We start from the raw sequence: 16298 nt of genomic DNA, 5'->3' as shown, positions 1-16298 counted from the left end.
AGCGTCGCACGATAGTCGAGATTATCGTTGCTCACGCTCCAGCGTCGGAATGCTCTGGGTGAAGCTCCGTATCGCGCAGCTATTTCGGCTTGATGTCAAACCGGCTTGGGCGCGGGCTCCCAGAGTATTTCAGCAATGCCTTGCCTTCTGGCGATCAGTCGCGCTGCCACGAACAGCAGGTCCGACAGCCTGTTGATGTACGCAAGCCCAGCGCCTTCCAATGGCTCGACTGCGTTCAAATGCTGGCAGCGGCGTTCGGCGCTGCGTGCCAGACTGCGGCAGATGTGCGCTTGGGCGATCAGCGTCGAGCCACCGGGCAAAATGAAGTTTTCCAGCGGCCCCAACTCTTCATTCCACACATCAATGGCCGCTTCCAGCCGCTCGACCTCTGCACTGTTCAGCGCCTTGTAGGTCGGCATCGCCAGCTCCCCGCCCAGATCGAACAGCCGATGCTGGCAGGGCACAAGCACCTCAATCACTTCGTTAAGCGCCGGCACGCGCCGAGCCTCATCAATAAGCCCCGCGAGCAGTAACCCGAGCTGACTGTTGAGCGTATCGACCTCACCGATCGCCTCGACGCGTGGATGGTCCTTGGGCACCCGACGGCCGTCGCCCAGTCCGGTTTCTCCGGTGTCGCCAGTGCGTGTGTATATCTTCGACAAACGAAAGCCCATTGCTACGATTCCTGATCAAGACTTGGAAATGACCTGCTGCTGAACATTCACCTGATTGGCTACCAGCGGTAAACGCAGGGTAAAGCAGGTGCCGGTGCCGAGGGAGGACTGCACCTCCATCTGGCCTTTGTGGTTGTTGGTGATGATGAAGTACGACACCGACAGACCCAGCCCGGTGCCCTGACCAATCTCCTTGGTGGTAAAGAACGGCTCGAAAGTACGTTTGCGAACGCTCTCCGACATGCCGATGCCGTTGTCTTCCACCTGAATTTCGGCCCACGGTGGATTGAGACGGGTGCGCAGGATAATGCGTCCGGGCTCTTCGCTCTCGGGTCGCTGATGAATTGCCTGGGCAGCGTTTTTCAGCAAGTTCAGCAGCACTTGTTCCAGCTCGTTGGCGATGCACGGCACCGGACCCAGTTCCGGGTCGAACTGACGAATGATGTGCTGGCCCTTGAAGTCGAAACCGATGGTCAGGTCGAAGTCGTTACTGGCGATCTCCACGGCCTGATCAACCAGTGCCGGCAAGTCGCTGGGCGACAGCTGACGGCTGCTCAAGCGACTGAAGTTGAGCATGTGGCTGACGATTTTCGCGGCTCTTGCACCGGCCTGCTGAATGCCGTCGAGCAGCTTTGGCACGTCGCGGCTTTCCAGGTAAAGATTGACCTGTGCCAGATCGATGCCATCGGCCTCGGCCTGTTCGATGTTCTTTGGCAATTCCGGAGACAGGCGCCGTCGGATGTTTTGCACGTTGTGCAAAATCGCCCCCAGCGGGTTGTTGATCTCATGCGCCATGCCCGCCGCCAGCCCGCCGACTGACAGCATCTTCTCCGACTGGACCATCATTTCTTCCAGCGAAATACGCTGGGTGATGTCATCGATGCGGATCACCACGCCCCGCCCGGCATCGCCGGTCAGCGGGTAAAAGGTCAGCGCATAGTGGCGCGCCTCGTCGTTCTTGATCCAGTTCACACGCTCGATCTTGGTCACGCTGTGCCGCTCGACCGTATGCTTGATCTGCGGCAGAAACGAACGCATCGGCTCGAATGCGAGAAAAATCGGCTGATTCAGCGCCTCGTCCAGCGTGGTCCCGGAAAGCGCGGTCGCCTCCTGATTCCACTGGGTCACGTACAACTGCTCATCCAGCGCGATCATCGCCGAAGGCATCGAATCGATGATGCTGTTGAGGTAGTTCTGAAAACCGGTGAGCTTCTTCTCGATCTTGCTGCGCACCTGAACTTCCAGCTCCAGCTTGCGGTTGGTGTGGCGGGTTTCCTCGGCCAGCCCCTGAGCCTGATCGTAGGCTTCCTGGGAATCGTCACGGGCGCGCTTGAGTTGCTGCTCACGCGCCTCGATACGCGACAACATGGTATTGAACGCCTCGGCCAGACTGCCGATTTCATCGACGTTGCCAGGCTCCGCGCGCAAGGCGTAGTTTTCTTCGCGGGTCACCTGCCGGGACAGTTCTTCGAGTTGGTAGATAGGCTCGGTGATCAAGCGCCTGATCTGCCGCGCCACCACCAGCCACAGCAACACGCTGAACACCAGAATGCCAAGGCTGGCGGTCAGCGTGCCGGTATAGAACGCAGGCGGCAGCTCGCTGCTGGCGACCAGCAACAGATGCCCGGGCGGCTCGTCTCCCTTGGGCACGGTGATCACCTGCGTGCTGCGAAACTCGGTCAGGCGCCAGCTATCGAGGTCTTTGAAGTGCCTGGGCAGTTCAAGGCTCTGACCCTGTTGCATCTGTTCAAGCCGCTCGCCGTCATTGTCATACAGCGCCGCTGCACGTAACGGCCCGTAACTTTTCAGCTCTTTGAGCAGGGCACGTGCTTCGTTTGGCGAGTACAAGGCCCGCTCGTTGAGGTCGGCGCTGCTGATCAGTCGGCCGATGGTCTGCAAGGCCTGTGGCGCCATCGCTTCTTGAGAGATGTAATACGCGGCACCGATGAAGGTCAGGTTGGCGACCAGCAGCACGGTGGTCATCAGGACCAGCAGGGCAGCCAGCAGTTTCTGACCTACCGGCAGGTTTTCCAGGCGTTGGCGCAAAGGCATTGGGCGAGCCGCATTGAGGTGTGATGCGAGCAGGGTAGCGCGGGCTAGTCAGTACGCAAACCCTTGCTTGCCAGATGAGCTGTCAGACGCGTCTGTAATTGCTGCAAGTACGGTGCAGGACTGCGATGGCGTGCCGCCGCTGCGCAAGCGTATCCCAGCAAATAGCTGATTTCGGTTCGGCGCCGGTGAAGTACATCCTGATACATGGATGAGTAATTGGCCGCCGTCGCCTGGATAACACGCAGTACCTCGTCGTGCAGCCCTGGCGCGGCGGCTGGCTGACCGCAACACGCCAGCAGGTCGCTCAGCTCGGCGCAGAGCGTCGCCACCTCGTCGCCGTGGTCAAGCAATCCACCGTTACGGCAGTCGTGCAGCACGGTCAGCGGGTTGATCGCGCAATTGAGCGCCAGCTTACGCCACAGGCGTGTCAGGATATCGGGCGCCCATTCATGGGCAATGCGGCTGTCGCGCACATCTTGCAACAGTGAAGGTGCCGTCGGGTTCGACACATCGCCCAGCCAGGTAAAACCCTGGCCGGCGAACCTGACGCGCCAGTCCGATTCCATAAACGCGCCTTCGGTGCTGGACGCGAACAGGCAACGGGCATGGGGAACTCGCGCAGCCACCGCGTCCTGACTGCCTAGACCGTTCTGCAGCAGGATCACCTCGGCATTGGCCGCAAGGCGCGTTGCCACCTGCGCAACCGCCTGTTCAGCGTCATACGCCTTGCAGGCAACCAGCAGGCGCTCGATGGGCTCGTTGTGCGCAGCAGTTTGCGCCTCGATCGGATAAGCCTGGGCCACGTCGCCCTCGACCAGTGTCACGCAGCCGCCACCGGCTTGATAAGTGGCCAGTCTGGCGGCGTCGCGCAGTATCAGGCGCACTGGAAGGCCCGCCCGTGTCAGCCGCGTTGCCCACAGACTGCCCAGGCTGCCCGCACCGAGTACATGCCAGATAACGGCCATCAGCGCGGCACGATCACGTACTGAAACGGTCTGCTGAACGTGAAAACAGGGATGTGCATGAAAGGCTCACAGTGAACGCAGGAAAAGTCTCGTTATAATGAGCGTTCTTTCACACCGTCAAGTCATGCGTGCCCAAATCGTGCGCACGCCGTTTATCTGGAGAACATACATGCCCTCGTTCGACGTAGTGTCCGAATTGGATAAACACGAAGTCACGAATGCCGTCGACAACGCCATCAAAGAACTGGACCGTCGCTATGACCTTAAAGGCAAAGGCACGTTCGAGTTCAAGGAACTGACCGTTACGCTGACCGCCGAAGCCGACTTCCAGCTGGAAGCGATGATCGAGATCCTCAAGCTGGCGCTGGTCAAGCGCAAGATCGACGGCAAATGCCTGGAAGTCAAAGACGCCTACGCATCCGGCAAGCTGATGAAGCAGGAAGCCGTACTGCGCGAAGGCATCGACAAGGAGCTGGCGAAGAAAATCGTCGCTCACGTCAAGGAAGCCAAACTCAAGGTCCAGGCCGCCATTCAGGGCGAGCAGGTACGCATTACCGGCAAGAAGCGCGACGACCTGCAAGAGGCCATCGCTGCACTGCGCGCCTACGATTCGGGCATGCCGCTGCAGTTCAACAACTTCCGCGACTGAACATTTGTACTGAGCGCCAGGGAACCCTGCGTCCCCCGGTCAGTCCGAATCGCCTTGAACGTTGAAGCGACGGTAGCCCGCCGCCGCTTCGATGTCAGTTCGTGACGGGTAAGGAGATAACGATGGATTTAAACGCAGAAGTCGGTCATCTGTGGCAAGCGTCGCAGGCGTGGATTCCGATGATCATGGAATACGGCAGCCGTTTGCTGCTGGCACTGGTCACACTGTGCGTGGGCTGGTGGCTGATCAATCGGCTCACCGGCAAACTGGGTGCGCTGCTGGCGCTGCGCCACGCCGATCTGGCCTTGCAGGGCTTTGTCAGCAACCTGGCGAACATCATTCTGAAAATCCTGCTGGTGGTCAGCGTCGCATCGATGATCGGCGTCGAAACCACCTCGTTCGTGGCCGCTATCGGTGCTGCCGGTCTGGCCATCGGTCTGGCCTTGCAAGGCAGCCTGGCGAACTTCGCGGGCGGCGTGCTGATTCTGCTGTTTCGCCCGTTCCGCATTGGTGACTGGATCGAAGCTCAGGGTGTCGCGGGAACTGTCGACAACATCCAGATCTTCCACACCGTACTGCGCACCGGCGACAATCGCACCGTGATCATGCCCAACGGCAACCTGTCCAACGGCATCATCACCAACACCAATCGTCAGCCGACCCGCAAGATCTCGTTCGACATCGGCGTCAGCCACGATGCGGATCTGAGAAAAGCACTGCAGGTCCTGCTGGACATGGCCGACGACCCGCGCGTACTCAAGGACCCGGCCCCGCAGGCCGTGGTCGCTGCGCTGGGCGAAAACGCGATCACCCTGTCGCTGCGCGTCTGGACCAGCACTGGCGACATGGGCGACGTGAGCTCAATGTTCAACATCGAAGCGCGTGACCGCTTGAAGGACGCAGGCATCGAGATTCCATTGCCGCAGCGGATTGTGCGGGTGGTTCAGGAGTAATCGTGTGTGCGGCACGAGAAAGCCCTGGCTCGTTAGAGTCGGGGCTTTTTTATATGCGTTCGTTTTTGGTGGTCAGCAGCATGGCCAATACGCTTGGACTGGCCATGCTCTTTTCGATCAACTGAGCCGGCTTGTCAGCGGTGACCGGTGCCGTTTCACAACCCCGGCAACCGTAGACTTTGCGGATGTGTTTGATTACACGGATCTGCATCGGCACGATATCCAGCTGCTCGCTGGTTTCTTCGCTGATGACATGCTTGCGGCGACCGCAAGCACAGGTCAGTTCGTGCTTGGGCAGTTCGTGAATGACTTCGATGCGGGGAAGATCTGCCGACAGTCTTGAGGGTTCTACCTGATTGGAATGGGTGCTGCTCGCGCCTCTGTGCCCTGCGCCGCAACGGTTGTGTCTTTGTTGCCGGGTTTTTCGGCTCTTTTCGGGTGGTTTGAACCCGAGGACGCCGCAGAGCTGTTGCGCTGCATGCCTTTCCATTTGTATCCGATCCACGAACCCCACATTTCAAGCCACTGGCTGACGCCTGATGCTGTGCTCCCGTTTTCTTTCAGGAGCCAGCACCATGATGCGACCCGACGCCAAAGTCGAGAAAGTCTACCTCTATCCCAAACCCGTGGATTTCAGAAAATCCATCGATGGCTTAGCTGCTTTGGTCGAGTTGGATATTAAAGTGGCGGTCTTTGATCCGGTGCTCTTTGTCTTTCTCAACAAATCCCGGAATCGAGTGAAGATTTTGTATTGGGAGCGTAACGGCTTCTGCCTTTGGCTCAAGCGTCTCGAGTCCGAGCGTTTCAAAATCTCGCCAGATGATGTCGACGAAGCCATTGTGCTGACGGTTCAGGAATTGAATTGGCTGCTGGATGGATTTGATCTGTGGCGCAACCGTCCTCATAAGATTTTGACTCCAAGGTTTGTTGCCTGACGGGTATAATCCAGGGCATGCGACCATTGCCCGACAACCTTCCTGACGATCCCGTATTGCTCAAACAGATGCTGCTTGAGAGCTACGAAGCACGCTCGCGCGAACAGGAAGTTAAAGACGCCTACGCCACTCACATCGTTGATCTCAAAGAGCAGATCAAGCTGCTGCGTGACCGTATTTTTGGTCGAAAGTCCGAACAAACCGTCGAGCCTAATACCCCTCAACTTGCCTTGTTCAATGAACCTGAAAGCGAGCCTATGCTCCCGGTCGGCGATGCTGATGAGGAAGTAGTTGCTCCTGCGCCACGCCGTGGCAAGCGCAAGCCACTGTCGGCTGATCTGCCGCGCATTGAAGTCATCCACGAGCTGCCCGAACACGAACTGACCTGTGCCTGCGGTTGCCGCAAGCATGTCGTCAGCGAGGAAACCAGCGAGCAACTGGATATCGTGCCGATGCAGATTCGGGTGATCAAACACATCCGCAAAGTCTACGGCTGTCGTGGCTGTGAGTCGGCACCGGTCACAGCCGGCAAGCCTGCGCAGTTGATTGAAAAGAGCATGGCCAGCCCCAGCGTGTTGGCCATGCTGCTGACCACCAAGTATGTCGACGGCTTGCCGCTGCATCGTTTTGAAACGGTGCTAAGCCGACATGGCATAGAAATCCCGCGTCAAACGTTGGCCCGCTGGATTATCCAGTGCGGCGAACATTTGCAGCCGCTGTTAAATCTGATGCGTGATCGATTGCTGGAAAGCCCGGTCATCCACTGTGACGAAACCCGCGTTCAGGTACTGAAAGAACCAGATCGAGACCCGACCAGCCAATCCTGGATGTGGGTACAGGCCAGCGGGCCTCCAGATCATAAAGTCGTATTGTTCGACTACACTTCCAGCCGCGCGCAGGACGTACCGTTACGGCTGCTGGAAAGTTATCGCGGCTATGTGATGACTGATGATTACGCGGGCTATAACGCGCTGGCGTTACAACCGGGCGTGGAGCGCTTGGCGTGTATGGCCCATGCGCGGCGCAAATTTGTCGAAGCACAAAAAGTGCAACCTAAGGGCAAGACCGGGCGTGCCGATATCGCGCTGACGATGATCAATAAGCTGTACGGTATCGAGCGCGAATTGAAAGACGGCAGCGACGAACAGCGCTTTACCGGTCGGCAGGAGAAAAGCCTGCCAATCTTGGCTCAGTTGAAAAGCTGGCTGGATAAAACTCAGTCCCACGTGACGCCGCAAAGCGTGCTGGGCAAGGCAGTTGGTTATCTGGCGAATAACTGGAGTCGGCTGAAGCGTTACGTGGAAGCCGGCTTTTTACCGATCGACAACAACCCGGCAGAGCGCGCAATAAAGCCGTTTGTTATTGGGCGCAAAGCCTGGCTGTTCAGCGACACGCCTAAAGGCGCCACCGCCAGTGCACAGATCTATAGCTTGGTCGAGACCGCCAAGGTCAACGGCCAGGAGCCCTATACGTGGCTGCGCCACGTACTGGAGAGGTTGCCACTTGCGCAGTCGGTGGCCGACTATGAGGCGTTGCTGCCGTGGAACTGCTCACCGGAAATGCCAAGATAAACGGAAGCCGCATCTGATGGTAGGTGTGGTTGGTGGATCGCTTACGTTCTTCCGGGCTGGTCTTGATTCCGCATTCCTGCAGCACGAAGCGCAGCAGGTCAAAGAGCACCGGGGCGTAGCGTTCGGGGTCTTTGTTGACGATGCGCAGGCTTTTCTTCAGGCCGTCGTCCGGTCCTGGAATCCAGCCGATGACGGCGTTGACCGAATAGCGCATCACTGAGAGCGCTGCGATCTTCGCCGCCTTCACTGGCGATCAAGTTTGTACTACTCGCGTGGTCATTCAGATTTGGCGACCTGCATTACTCAATTCTCACCCGACCAATACCAAAGCGTGTCGCCCCATTTCGAGTCGCTGATACTTGGCATGATTTCGCCTTGCTGGAAGTGGCGCCTTGAATTTGCTTGTGCTGGAGTAAACCAATAACCGGTTTTGGTGCAAGGGTCGCCAGCAACCACACGGTTTACTTGAGTGCTATTAGTACCTTGGTAATTCCTTGCGTACTCGACCAGATCCTTGGGGTAGACCATGTGATCTATCTTGCTGTCGTCTATCCCATATAAAAAAGCGATTGCCCCCGCCTCAAAAGCCCAATAGCCTACATAGTTTCCTTCTTCTCCCTGCAAGTGGGTATCATGCCACGGTGCTTGTTTGAACGCGGGGTACCATTGTTTACAGTATTCACTCAGGAGTTTAGATGATTTTTCTTTAGAGTCTGCATATATCGCTTGGATTAAAGGCGTATATACATCATGATACCATTGGTCGATATCCTGCCGATTTGGTAATGTTTTTCTTAGTAAGTCCTCATATAAGGTGTCGTCGCCAGCATATCCTGCTTTGTCCATTAGAGTCACGAAACGCTTCAGTAAGTCGGTGCGGTGTAATAGTATGCACAAACTAATCACTTGGACGCATTCTTCATACTCGTGAGGCCAGTCGTCAATTGCTAAAGGGGAGATGTCAGCAGAGCGCTCTGATATTGAAAGCTTGAGCTGCCGTACTTCATACTTCTCGATTAAATCTTCCAGCATACCTATAAGGGATGAAATATCTTCTCCTGCTGTATATGCTGCTGTAAGCTTTCGGAGAGCTAGATTTTGAATAAAACCTGAGCGGAGAGCCGCTTCCTCTTCGGGGGACTCCGACTTGAAGGTTACAGTCTTTAGGAGCTCTACCGCCTCGTCATGCTCCCTTAAAATATATTTGTAGTGATCTTCACTAAAAAACTTCTGTCTTTTTATCATTGTCTACACCTCAAGCTTTAGAGAGTCAAGCGCGCCATATTTTTTTGTCAAAGATTTTTTACGCTTATTCACAAAACCCCTAACTTCCTTCTCTCCATAGTGAAATGCTTGGTGATTCCTGTGAGTAGACTCGTGAGTGTTGTTCAGGCGTGCGCTGGCGTGTTCTTTCGGGCTAAGACTTGCGTGATATAAAGGTGTATAGAATAGGTGGCGACTGTATGACCCAGCAATTTGAAGCTGTAGAGAGTACCCAAGGCCGGCTTTTTCAAGATTTTGCCTTATCCATTCAACGCTCATTTGAACGACAATATTTTTTTTCTTTCTCGATGAAGATGCTTCACTTTTAGTAGCGCTGACCTTGCTTTTTCCAGTGTTTATTTTTTTCTCTTTTTTGCCGGAAGTTTTGATCTCCGGGCTATCAATCGGTTCTATCAAATCACTTGGGTCACCCAAGCCTGAGGCACCCAACTTGGACGCAACCCCCGGCTTACGCGTATTATTCAACTTACGCATAAACTTGGGCGCATCTTCATCCTTGCTAGCTTTTGCCTCAACGATGGCAAATTTTTCGCCCCCATTGTTGGCAGGGTTAGCTCGCCAGATAGCATCAATCCCCGTTCCATTAGCTCCATCCGTCAACTTGTAAAGCACATGCCTTGCCTTGGGGCTCCCTCCCGCCGACAGCTTCCCCATCTTGCTCGCACTCGGCAAACCTTCAAGCCACTTCCCATCCGCGCCCTTGTCATGCCCATCCCAGTCCTTGCCCCAGCCGAATTCGACTGCGCAGATGTAATCGGCGATGTGCTCGCCACTGACGCCCAGACCTTCGTTCAGGATGCTGGAAGGCGATTGCAGGCCAATTCTGGAGGCTTCGACCTGATTGGAATGCGTGCTGCTCGCGCCCTCTTTGCCCTGTGCCGCAACGGCTGCGTCTTTGTTGCCGGGTTTTTCGGCTCTTTTCGGGTGGTTTGAACCCGAGGATGCCGCAGAGCTGTTGCGCTGCATGCCTTTCCATTTCACCAGTCGCTTCTCAACGATGCCGACTATTGCTGGCATATTGTCGCGGGAGGCGGCGAGGACGGTGACCACAGAGGTTTTGGCCCAATTGGGCAGGTTCTGGAAGGTCGATGAGCCCTTGACGCCGGTGATGATTTGGTCGACGTCAGCCGTCAGTTTTCCAGCGTTGAATACCTGCTTGAGCAGTTCTTCCGGGCTGGTCTTGATTCCGCATTCCTGCAATACGAAGCGCAGCAGGTCAAAGAGCACCGGGGCGTAGCGTTCGGGGTCTTTGTTGACGATGCGCAAGCTTTTCTTCAGGCCGTCGCCCGGTCTTGGAATCCAGCCGATGGCGGCGTTGATCGAATAGCGCATCACTGACAGAGCGCTGCGATCTTCGCCGCCTTCACTGGCGATCAAGTTTGTACTACTCGCGTGGTCATTCAGATTTGGCGACCTGCATTACTCAATTCTCACCCGACCAATACCAAAGCGTGTCGCCCCATGTCGAATTACTGATGCGCGGCATGATTTCGCCTTGCTGGAAGTGGCGCCTTGAATTTGCTTGGGCTGGAGTAAACCAGTAACCGGTCTTAGTGCACGGATCGCCAGCGACCACTCGATTGGTCTGAGTGCCGTTACTACCTTTGTAGTTTCTTGCGTACTCGACCAGATCCTTGGGGTAGACCATGTGATCTATCTTACTGTCGTCTATACCATATAGAAATGCAATGGCTCCTGCTTCTATAGCCCAGTATCCGACGTAATTTCCATTTTCTCCCTGCAAGTGCAAATCATGCCAAGGTGCTTGGCTGAAGGAGGAATACCATTGGCTGCAGTATTTTTTTAGAAGCTGGGCCGCTTCCTCTTTGCTTTCCGCGTAGATGGCTTGCACCAAGGGTGAGTAGGCTTCGTGAAACCACTCATCTACATCGTATCTGTTAGGTAGTAGTTTAGTTAGCAGGTCCTCATATAAAGTGTCATCACCCGCATAGCCTGCACGGTCTATTAATTTGACGAAGCGTTTCAGTAGATCCACGCGATGTAGCAATATGCAGAAACCTATCACTTGGACACATTCCTCATACTGATAAGGCCAATCGTCAATTGCTAGTGGAGATATATCTGGAGTGTTTTCATATTTCTCGAGTGTTGATTGCCTATGTTCGTACTTTTGAATTAGATCTTCAAGCAGCGGGGTTAAGGATGCAATTTTCTCTCCGGCCGTATAGGCTGCTAATAATCGGTCCAATGCAAGTTTTTGCAGATGCCTTGACCGAAGTGCTGCTTCTTCTTCAGGGGAATCGGATTCGAAAGTGTTTGTTTTTAAAAAATCAATTACTTCGTTATGTTCTCTTTGAAAATTAAGATAATGCTTTTCGCTATAAAACTTCTGTCTCTTATTCATTTTTCACGCCTCGATTTTCAAAGAATTCAATGCGCCGTATTTTTTGGCTAAGGATTTTTTGCGTTTATTTACTAAGTTTTTTACTTCATGCTCAGAGTAATGAAAGGCTTTGTGATTTTGATGAGCGCTTTCGTCCAAGCCACCCAGCTGTGCATCGGCGTGATCCTTCGGGCTCAAGCTGGGGTGGAATAGCGGAGCGTAAAATAGATGTCGACTATGAGAACTCATAACTTGAATACCTAGAGCTCTTCCTGCGACGGCCCGATCAATGTTCTCCTCGATCCATTCACGACTCATTTGAACTAATAGCGGCTTTTTTCTTTGTTTGGTTTTTTTTTCTTGAATCGATGTGTTCGTGTTCGTTTTTCTTTTCCCGCTACCTGCCTTTCTTTTGTTTTCGCTTGTGGAAGAGATTTCAGTCTGCTCTATCGGCTCTATAAGCTCGCTTGGGTCAGCGATCCCAGATACGCCTAACTTCGAGCCAATGCCTGGCTTTCGAGTATTGTTAAGCTTGCGTATGAATTTAGGAGCATCTTCATCGCGGCTTGCTTTAGCTTCGACTATCGCAAATTTCTTACCTTCATTATTCGAAGGATTCGCGCGCCATACCGCATCGATACCGGTTCCGTTAGCTCCATCCGTCAACTTGTAAAGCACATGCTTCGCCTTCGGGCTCCCTCCCGCCGATAGTTTCCCCATCTTGCTCGCACTCGGCACACCCTCAAGCCAATTCCCATCCGAGCCTTTGTCGTGTCCATCCCAGTCTTTACCCCAGCCAAATTCGAATGCGCAGATGTAGTCGGCGATGTGTTCGCCACTGACGCCCAGACCTTCGTTCAGGATACTGGAAGGCGATTGCAGGCCAATTCTTGAGGCTTCGACCTGATTGGAGTGGGTGTTGCTCGCGCCTTCTTTGCCCTGTGCTGCAACGGCTGCGTCTTTGTTGCCGGGTTTTTCGGCTCTTTTCGGGTGGTTTGAACCCGAGGACGCCGCAGAGCTGTTGCGCTGCATGCCTTTCCATTTCACCAGGCGCTTCTCAACGATGCCGACTATTGCTGGCATATTGTCGCGGGAGGCGGCGAGGACGGTGACCACGGAGGTTTTGGCCCAATTGGGCAGGTTCTGGAAGGTCGATGAGCCCTTGACGCCGGTGATGATTTGGTCGACGTCAGCCGTCAGTTTTCCAGCGTTGAATACCTGCTTGAGCAGTTCTTCGGGGCTGGTCTTGATTCCGCATTCCTGCAGCACGAAGCGCAGCAGGTCAAAGAGCACCGGGGCGTAGCGTTCGGGGTCTTTGTTGACGATGCGCAGGCTTTTCTTCAGGCCGTCGCCCGGTCCTGGAATCCAGCCGATAATCGCCATCAGCAGATCAAACTGCGCGTCTTCCTTGCCTCCTGTCGACTCTGCGTTGTAGAGGACGATAGAGGATTCAATAGTGTCGTAAGCGTCGATAGCCTGGCCCAAAAAAGGTACGGCGCCGAGCGCGATACCTTTGGCCAGTTCAACCGCTGCTTCTTGATACGCGTCGCTGCGGTCTTCGCTACCGTTCGTTCCTTCAGTGATTTCCCCGCTCATGACACTCTCCCTGCGACTTTTTCTACTAGAGCCGGTAAATCGATCTGATCTGGGTCCAGACCGAGTTTGCGTAGATCTTGGTTAACCTTTTCATCCGAGTTCTGAGCAACGGTCACGCCTTCACGATTGAAAGGCCTCGGATTTTCGCCGTAGTAGATCTTGGCCGGCCCTTGCGGAACATTTTCGAGCCGGGCGAAGCCGTCGTCGTCCAGCACGCCCTCGCGCTTAGACCCATCAGCAAAGTCGACGCGATACGAGGCACCCGGCACCGGCTCAAGGTTGTCGTAATGCAGGTTCAGCTCCAGCCAGGTCGGGTTGGCCTTGGCTTCTTTCATCAGGTTTCCGGCGGCGTCGGCAGCAGCCAGCCCTGGAATGAGCGGGGCAAGAATGCCGATCCCGGCCCCGACACCTGCAGAACCTCCTGTATTGACCTTCGCCTCGGGACCGCTGATTGTCACGCCACCTGCATCAATCTTGACGAAGCTACCGCCGGCCTTGACTGTCAGTTCCACGCCGCCTTCAACCACCACTTTGTTGCCCGCGTGGTAGTGAATCTCCGTACCGGCTTCTACAAACTGCGCGGTGCCGATTTTCACGTGCCGGGTCGCGCCGACGGTCAAATGGTCATCCGCCCGTGCTTCGCTCTTGCGGTCCAGGTGGGTGATGCGGTGCTCCTCTAGCTTGAATTCGCTGAGGGTGTTGGCTTCAACGGTGTCGTGGCGCTCGTTGCCGACGCGGATTTTCTGGTCGTGTTCGATGTTTTCATCCCAGTCGCGCTGGGCGTGCAGGTAGATCTGTTCGGCACCTTTCTTGTCTTCGATACGAAACTCGTTGTAGCCCTTGCCGCCCGGTGAGCTGAGCGTCTTGAAGGTGCTGCGTGTCTTGTTCGCGGGCAGGTCGTAGGGGGCGACGTTTTCCTTGTGAAACAGGCAGCCGGTGATCAGCGGTTGGTCGGGGTCGCCTTCGAGGTAGGTGACAAGCACTTCCATACCGACGCGTGGAGTGGTGATGCCACCGTAAGCATTTCCGGCCCAGCCAGTGGCGACGCGCAACCAGCAGCTGGAGTTATCGTTGGCCTGACCGTCACGATCCCAATGGAACTGGACTTTGACACGCCCGTATTCGTCGCAATGGATTTCTTCACCCGGTGGCCCGGTGACGAAAGCCGTCTGGATACCCAGCGCTTTGGGTTTTGGATGTTCCAGAGCAGGGCGGTAATGCGCATCCCACGGCGTTGCCAGGAAGCGATTGTGGTAACCTTGGTGAAAATCGTCTTTGTTATCCGTGACGTCGCTGGTGACGTTTTCGCCCAGCACTTGCGGCTGTTTGCCCTCGTGAATGACTTCCAGCAGTAGCCAAAGGTCGTTCCACTCTGCGCGCGGATGCTCGCTCAGGGCCAGGAAATGGCCGCTGACCAGCGTCGGCTCGTCGCCTTTGCCCTCGACCAGTGCGTAATCGGCGCGATGACGTTCAAGTGCGCGGGTGCTCAGTTGTTTGCCGCGTTCGCTGTCGGTAAAGCGGCCAGGGTAATCGTAGTCTTCAAGGTCCGGCGAGGCGGCGATCTTGGCACTGCCTTGGGGTAGGATGCTGGGCTTTTCGAAATCGTAATCCCGGCGGCTGACGCGGGTGGTGCGGGTTTCCAGACGCAGGTTGAAACGTTTGATCACCGGCCTTTCGGCGGCCATGCCGGAGTCTTGCTGGTAGCTCACTGGCGCTAATTTTCGGAACACCGTCTGATCATCGCCGAACACCAGTGTGTGACCGCTGGCACTGTGCTGGAAGTGGAAGTGAATGCCTTCTTCTTCGCACAGACGCTGGATGAAATGCAGGTCTGACTCGTCGTACTGCACGCAGTAATCGCGCTTGGGGTAGGTCGCGCCGAGCTGAAAGCGGTAGGCGTCGGCCAGGATGCCACGGGCTTCGAGGACCTTCGCGATGATCTTCGGTACGGTCAGATGCTGGAAGATTTGTTGGTCGTGGTTGTGGCGCAGGTAAGACAGCTGCGGCACGAGCCTGATGCTGTAGCGGGTCAGGCTTTTGCCAGAGTCGCCTTGCGTGATGCGATAGACCAGACCGTGAACAAGGCCGTTGCCTGTGGCGCCGAAGGTCAGGCAGCCACGCTTGTGCAGCAACTCTTCGAGCTTCAGATCGGGGCGGGCGCTGACCAGTTCGATGTCGAAGCAGAACGGCTGATTAAGGGCTTCACTGCCTAAGAAGCTGAGCACCTGAAAATCAACGGATATCCCCTCCAGGGTGAGGGCAATATGGGTTGCGTTTGCGTCCAGCATGTCTTGACGTCCATCCTTTGAAACAATCTAGAATCTGGATGGTGCTTGAATATATCCATTATCTCAATGCAAAAATTGGGCAGGGGGCTACCGCAGCAAAAATCAGAGTTTTCCTACAGTGTCTTGCGCGTCGAACATTTGTACTGTTGAAGCGTCTCATCGAAATGGCACCGATCAAAGAAGCTGTGGCCACTCAAATGATGCGAGCCACGGAGTTCGGGTGAGCATTTGTACCGGCATGTTCAATCCGGAGGAAGCCAAGTACACCAATGGAATTCTAGTTGAATTGCTGTGCCCGACCGACGATGTCCGGTTGATTACAAGGGCAGCCGTGGACGCGGTAGATCGGATCTATCTGCCTACATTCAAGGGCTGCAACGCCGAGGTTATCGAGTGGAAACCGTGAACGTAGTCAGAGATCGAACCATGGTTCTCGACCATCGACCATTATTAGCGAGATCACGCTATCTAATGTTAAACAATTAAAATTCGGACTCTCCAAGGACGTTCTGAAGTAGGGCCCGATTTTTGATGCCCTCGTGACCTGAGCTTCAAAAAACTCTCCCGATCAGACAATCAGACTTTTCTCGCTTTTAACTCATCGATTTTCATTTGATCACACCTTTCCAAGGCTTTTTAGTCGGCGATTACTGCAGGCTTGTATTGGCCAGCGTAACGATAATGCCGATTGCCGCGACGACTGCGGCCAGTGCATTGACGTAAAACACTGCGCGTATGCGTTTTGACAGCCGCCACGGTTTTATGGCGAAGGCATAAACCAGCAGAAAGATAATGGCGAAGATTTCAATCTGCGCGAGGATGACCGTGCCGCCGCCAAATGCGGTTGAGGCAGAAGGGTCTACAGGCCCGCTCGACAGGTAAGCGGTGCCGATGATCGGCAACCAGATGCCCAGGCTTATCAGGGTCAGTGGAACAGGGCTCCCGGCGCTGCCTTTATTTTCGGTGTCCAATTTCGTTCCTTTATTT

At 55.1% G+C, this 16298-nt stretch carries 13 protein-coding genes and 2 pseudogenes; 5 read left to right on the top strand and 10 right to left on the bottom strand.

The features are described from left to right. Positions 1-95: 95 nt before the first annotated feature. From PSPTO_RS22780 to PSPTO_RS22770, 3 genes are read right to left on the bottom strand one after another with little or no spacing between them, the layout of a single operon-like run. A complete protein-coding gene (locus tag PSPTO_RS22780) occupies positions 96-674 on the bottom strand; it encodes a cob(I)yrinic acid a,c-diamide adenosyltransferase (protein ID WP_011104998.1) in 579 nt (192 codons plus the stop codon). A gap of 15 nt (positions 675-689) precedes the next feature. Beyond that, the gene (locus PSPTO_RS22775; RefSeq protein WP_005766590.1) at positions 690-2726 is read right to left on the bottom strand and encodes a sensor histidine kinase; all 2037 of its coding nucleotides are present in this window, start codon (positions 2724-2726) and stop codon (positions 690-692) included. A 44-nt stretch (positions 2727-2770) separates the two neighbouring features. After that, complete coding sequence (locus PSPTO_RS22770) at positions 2771-3691, bottom strand: putative 2-dehydropantoate 2-reductase (RefSeq protein ID WP_011104997.1); 921 nt, start codon at positions 3689-3691, stop codon at positions 2771-2773. Between the two features lie 169 nt (positions 3692-3860). Between PSPTO_RS22770 and PSPTO_RS22765 the strand changes: the two genes are divergently transcribed. Together PSPTO_RS22765 and PSPTO_RS22760 are read left to right on the top strand one after the other, a co-directional pair. Then, positions 3861-4340, top strand: a complete 480-nt coding sequence (locus tag PSPTO_RS22765) for a YajQ family cyclic di-GMP-binding protein (protein WP_003380977.1) — start codon at positions 3861-3863, stop codon at positions 4338-4340. A 122-nt stretch (positions 4341-4462) separates the two neighbouring features. Next, positions 4463-5293 (top strand): mechanosensitive ion channel family protein, encoded by an 831-nt coding sequence (locus PSPTO_RS22760; protein WP_005766595.1) that lies wholly within the window; start codon positions 4463-4465, stop codon positions 5291-5293. A 64-nt stretch (positions 5294-5357) separates the two neighbouring features. Here PSPTO_RS22760 and PSPTO_RS22755 read toward each other — a convergent pair. Continuing rightward, positions 5358-5630, bottom strand: a pseudogene (locus tag PSPTO_RS22755) (IS66 family transposase zinc-finger binding domain-containing protein); the annotation flags it as partial. A 238-nt stretch (positions 5631-5868) separates the two neighbouring features. On the opposite strand from PSPTO_RS22755, the gene tnpB reads away from it, so the two are divergent. Both tnpB and PSPTO_RS22745 read left to right on the top strand, forming a co-directional pair. Then, positions 5869-6228 (top strand): IS66 family insertion sequence element accessory protein TnpB, encoded by a 360-nt coding sequence (gene tnpB, locus PSPTO_RS22750; RefSeq protein ID WP_003409203.1) that lies wholly within the window; start codon positions 5869-5871, stop codon positions 6226-6228. Positions 6229-6245: 17 nt separating this feature from the next. Continuing rightward, positions 6246-7799 carry an IS66-like element ISPsy5 family transposase gene (locus PSPTO_RS22745; protein WP_003409202.1) on the top strand — a complete coding sequence of 518 codons (1554 nt, stop codon included), beginning with the start codon at positions 6246-6248 and terminating at the stop codon, positions 7797-7799. 303 nt (positions 7800-8102) lie between these two features. Here PSPTO_RS22745 and PSPTO_RS22740 read toward each other — a convergent pair whose 3' ends face one another. Genes PSPTO_RS22740 through tssI form a run of 5 tightly spaced genes read right to left on the bottom strand, consistent with a single transcriptional unit; the run spans position 8103 to position 15311 of the window. Beyond that, positions 8103-9044, bottom strand: coding sequence for a PoNe immunity protein domain-containing protein (locus PSPTO_RS22740; RefSeq protein WP_046463425.1), 942 nt, complete (start codon positions 9042-9044; stop codon positions 8103-8105). Positions 9045-9047: 3 nt separating this feature from the next. After that, entirely contained in the window at positions 9048-10460 is a 1413-nt protein-coding gene (locus PSPTO_RS22735; protein ID WP_226992653.1) for a hypothetical protein, read from the bottom strand. Positions 10461-10506: 46 nt separating this feature from the next. After that, the gene (locus tag PSPTO_RS22730; protein ID WP_046463424.1) at positions 10507-11448 is read right to left on the bottom strand and encodes a PoNe immunity protein domain-containing protein; all 942 of its coding nucleotides are present in this window, start codon (positions 11446-11448) and stop codon (positions 10507-10509) included. A gap of 3 nt (positions 11449-11451) precedes the next feature. Next, a complete protein-coding gene (locus PSPTO_RS22725; protein ID WP_011104994.1) occupies positions 11452-13023 on the bottom strand; it encodes a hypothetical protein in 1572 nt (523 codons plus the stop codon). Further along, a complete protein-coding gene (tssI, locus tag PSPTO_RS22720) occupies positions 13020-15311 on the bottom strand; it encodes a type VI secretion system tip protein VgrG (RefSeq protein WP_011104993.1) in 2292 nt (763 codons plus the stop codon). The genes PSPTO_RS22725 and tssI overlap by 4 nt, the downstream gene beginning before the upstream one ends. A 149-nt stretch (positions 15312-15460) precedes the next feature. On the opposite strand from tssI, the pseudogene PSPTO_RS22715 reads away from it, so the two are divergent. Continuing rightward, a pseudogene (locus PSPTO_RS22715) lies at positions 15461-15702 on the top strand (DNA polymerase V subunit UmuC); the annotation flags it as partial. Positions 15703-15958: 256 nt separating this feature from the next. Here the strand turns inward: PSPTO_RS22715 and PSPTO_RS22710 are convergent. After that, entirely contained in the window at positions 15959-16282 is a 324-nt protein-coding gene (locus PSPTO_RS22710; RefSeq protein ID WP_011104992.1) for a hypothetical protein, read from the bottom strand. Positions 16283-16298: the final 16 nt, after the last annotated feature.

The organism is Pseudomonas syringae pv. tomato str. DC3000, assembly GCF_000007805.1.
In the GTDB taxonomy this organism is placed as follows: Bacteria; Pseudomonadota; Gammaproteobacteria; order Pseudomonadales; family Pseudomonadaceae; genus Aquipseudomonas; species Aquipseudomonas avellanae.
The sequence above is the reverse complement of the archived record's forward strand: the minus strand, read 5'-3'. Positions and strand labels throughout refer to the sequence as shown.

Coding starts and splice junctions, on each gene's coding strand:
- PSPTO_RS22780 (WP_011104998.1), bottom strand. CDS start 674: ATGGGCTTTCGTTTGTCGAAGATATACACACGCACTGGCGACACCGGA.
- PSPTO_RS22775 (WP_005766590.1), bottom strand. CDS start 2,726: ATGCCTTTGCGCCAACGCCTGGAAAACCTGCCGGTAGGTCAGAAACTG.
- PSPTO_RS22770 (WP_011104997.1), bottom strand. CDS start 3,691: ATGGCCGTTATCTGGCATGTACTCGGTGCGGGCAGCCTGGGCAGTCTG.
- PSPTO_RS22765 (WP_003380977.1), top strand. CDS start 3,861: ATGCCCTCGTTCGACGTAGTGTCCGAATTGGATAAACACGAAGTCACG.
- PSPTO_RS22760 (WP_005766595.1), top strand. CDS start 4,463: ATGGATTTAAACGCAGAAGTCGGTCATCTGTGGCAAGCGTCGCAGGCG.
- tnpB (WP_003409203.1), top strand. CDS start 5,869: ATGATGCGACCCGACGCCAAAGTCGAGAAAGTCTACCTCTATCCCAAA.
- PSPTO_RS22745 (WP_003409202.1), top strand. CDS start 6,246: ATGCGACCATTGCCCGACAACCTTCCTGACGATCCCGTATTGCTCAAA.
- PSPTO_RS22740 (WP_046463425.1), bottom strand. CDS start 9,044: ATGATAAAAAGACAGAAGTTTTTTAGTGAAGATCACTACAAATATATT.
- PSPTO_RS22730 (WP_046463424.1), bottom strand. CDS start 11,448: ATGAATAAGAGACAGAAGTTTTATAGCGAAAAGCATTATCTTAATTTT.
- PSPTO_RS22725 (WP_011104994.1), bottom strand. CDS start 13,023: ATGAGCGGGGAAATCACTGAAGGAACGAACGGTAGCGAAGACCGCAGC.
- tssI (WP_011104993.1), bottom strand. CDS start 15,311: ATGCTGGACGCAAACGCAACCCATATTGCCCTCACCCTGGAGGGGATA.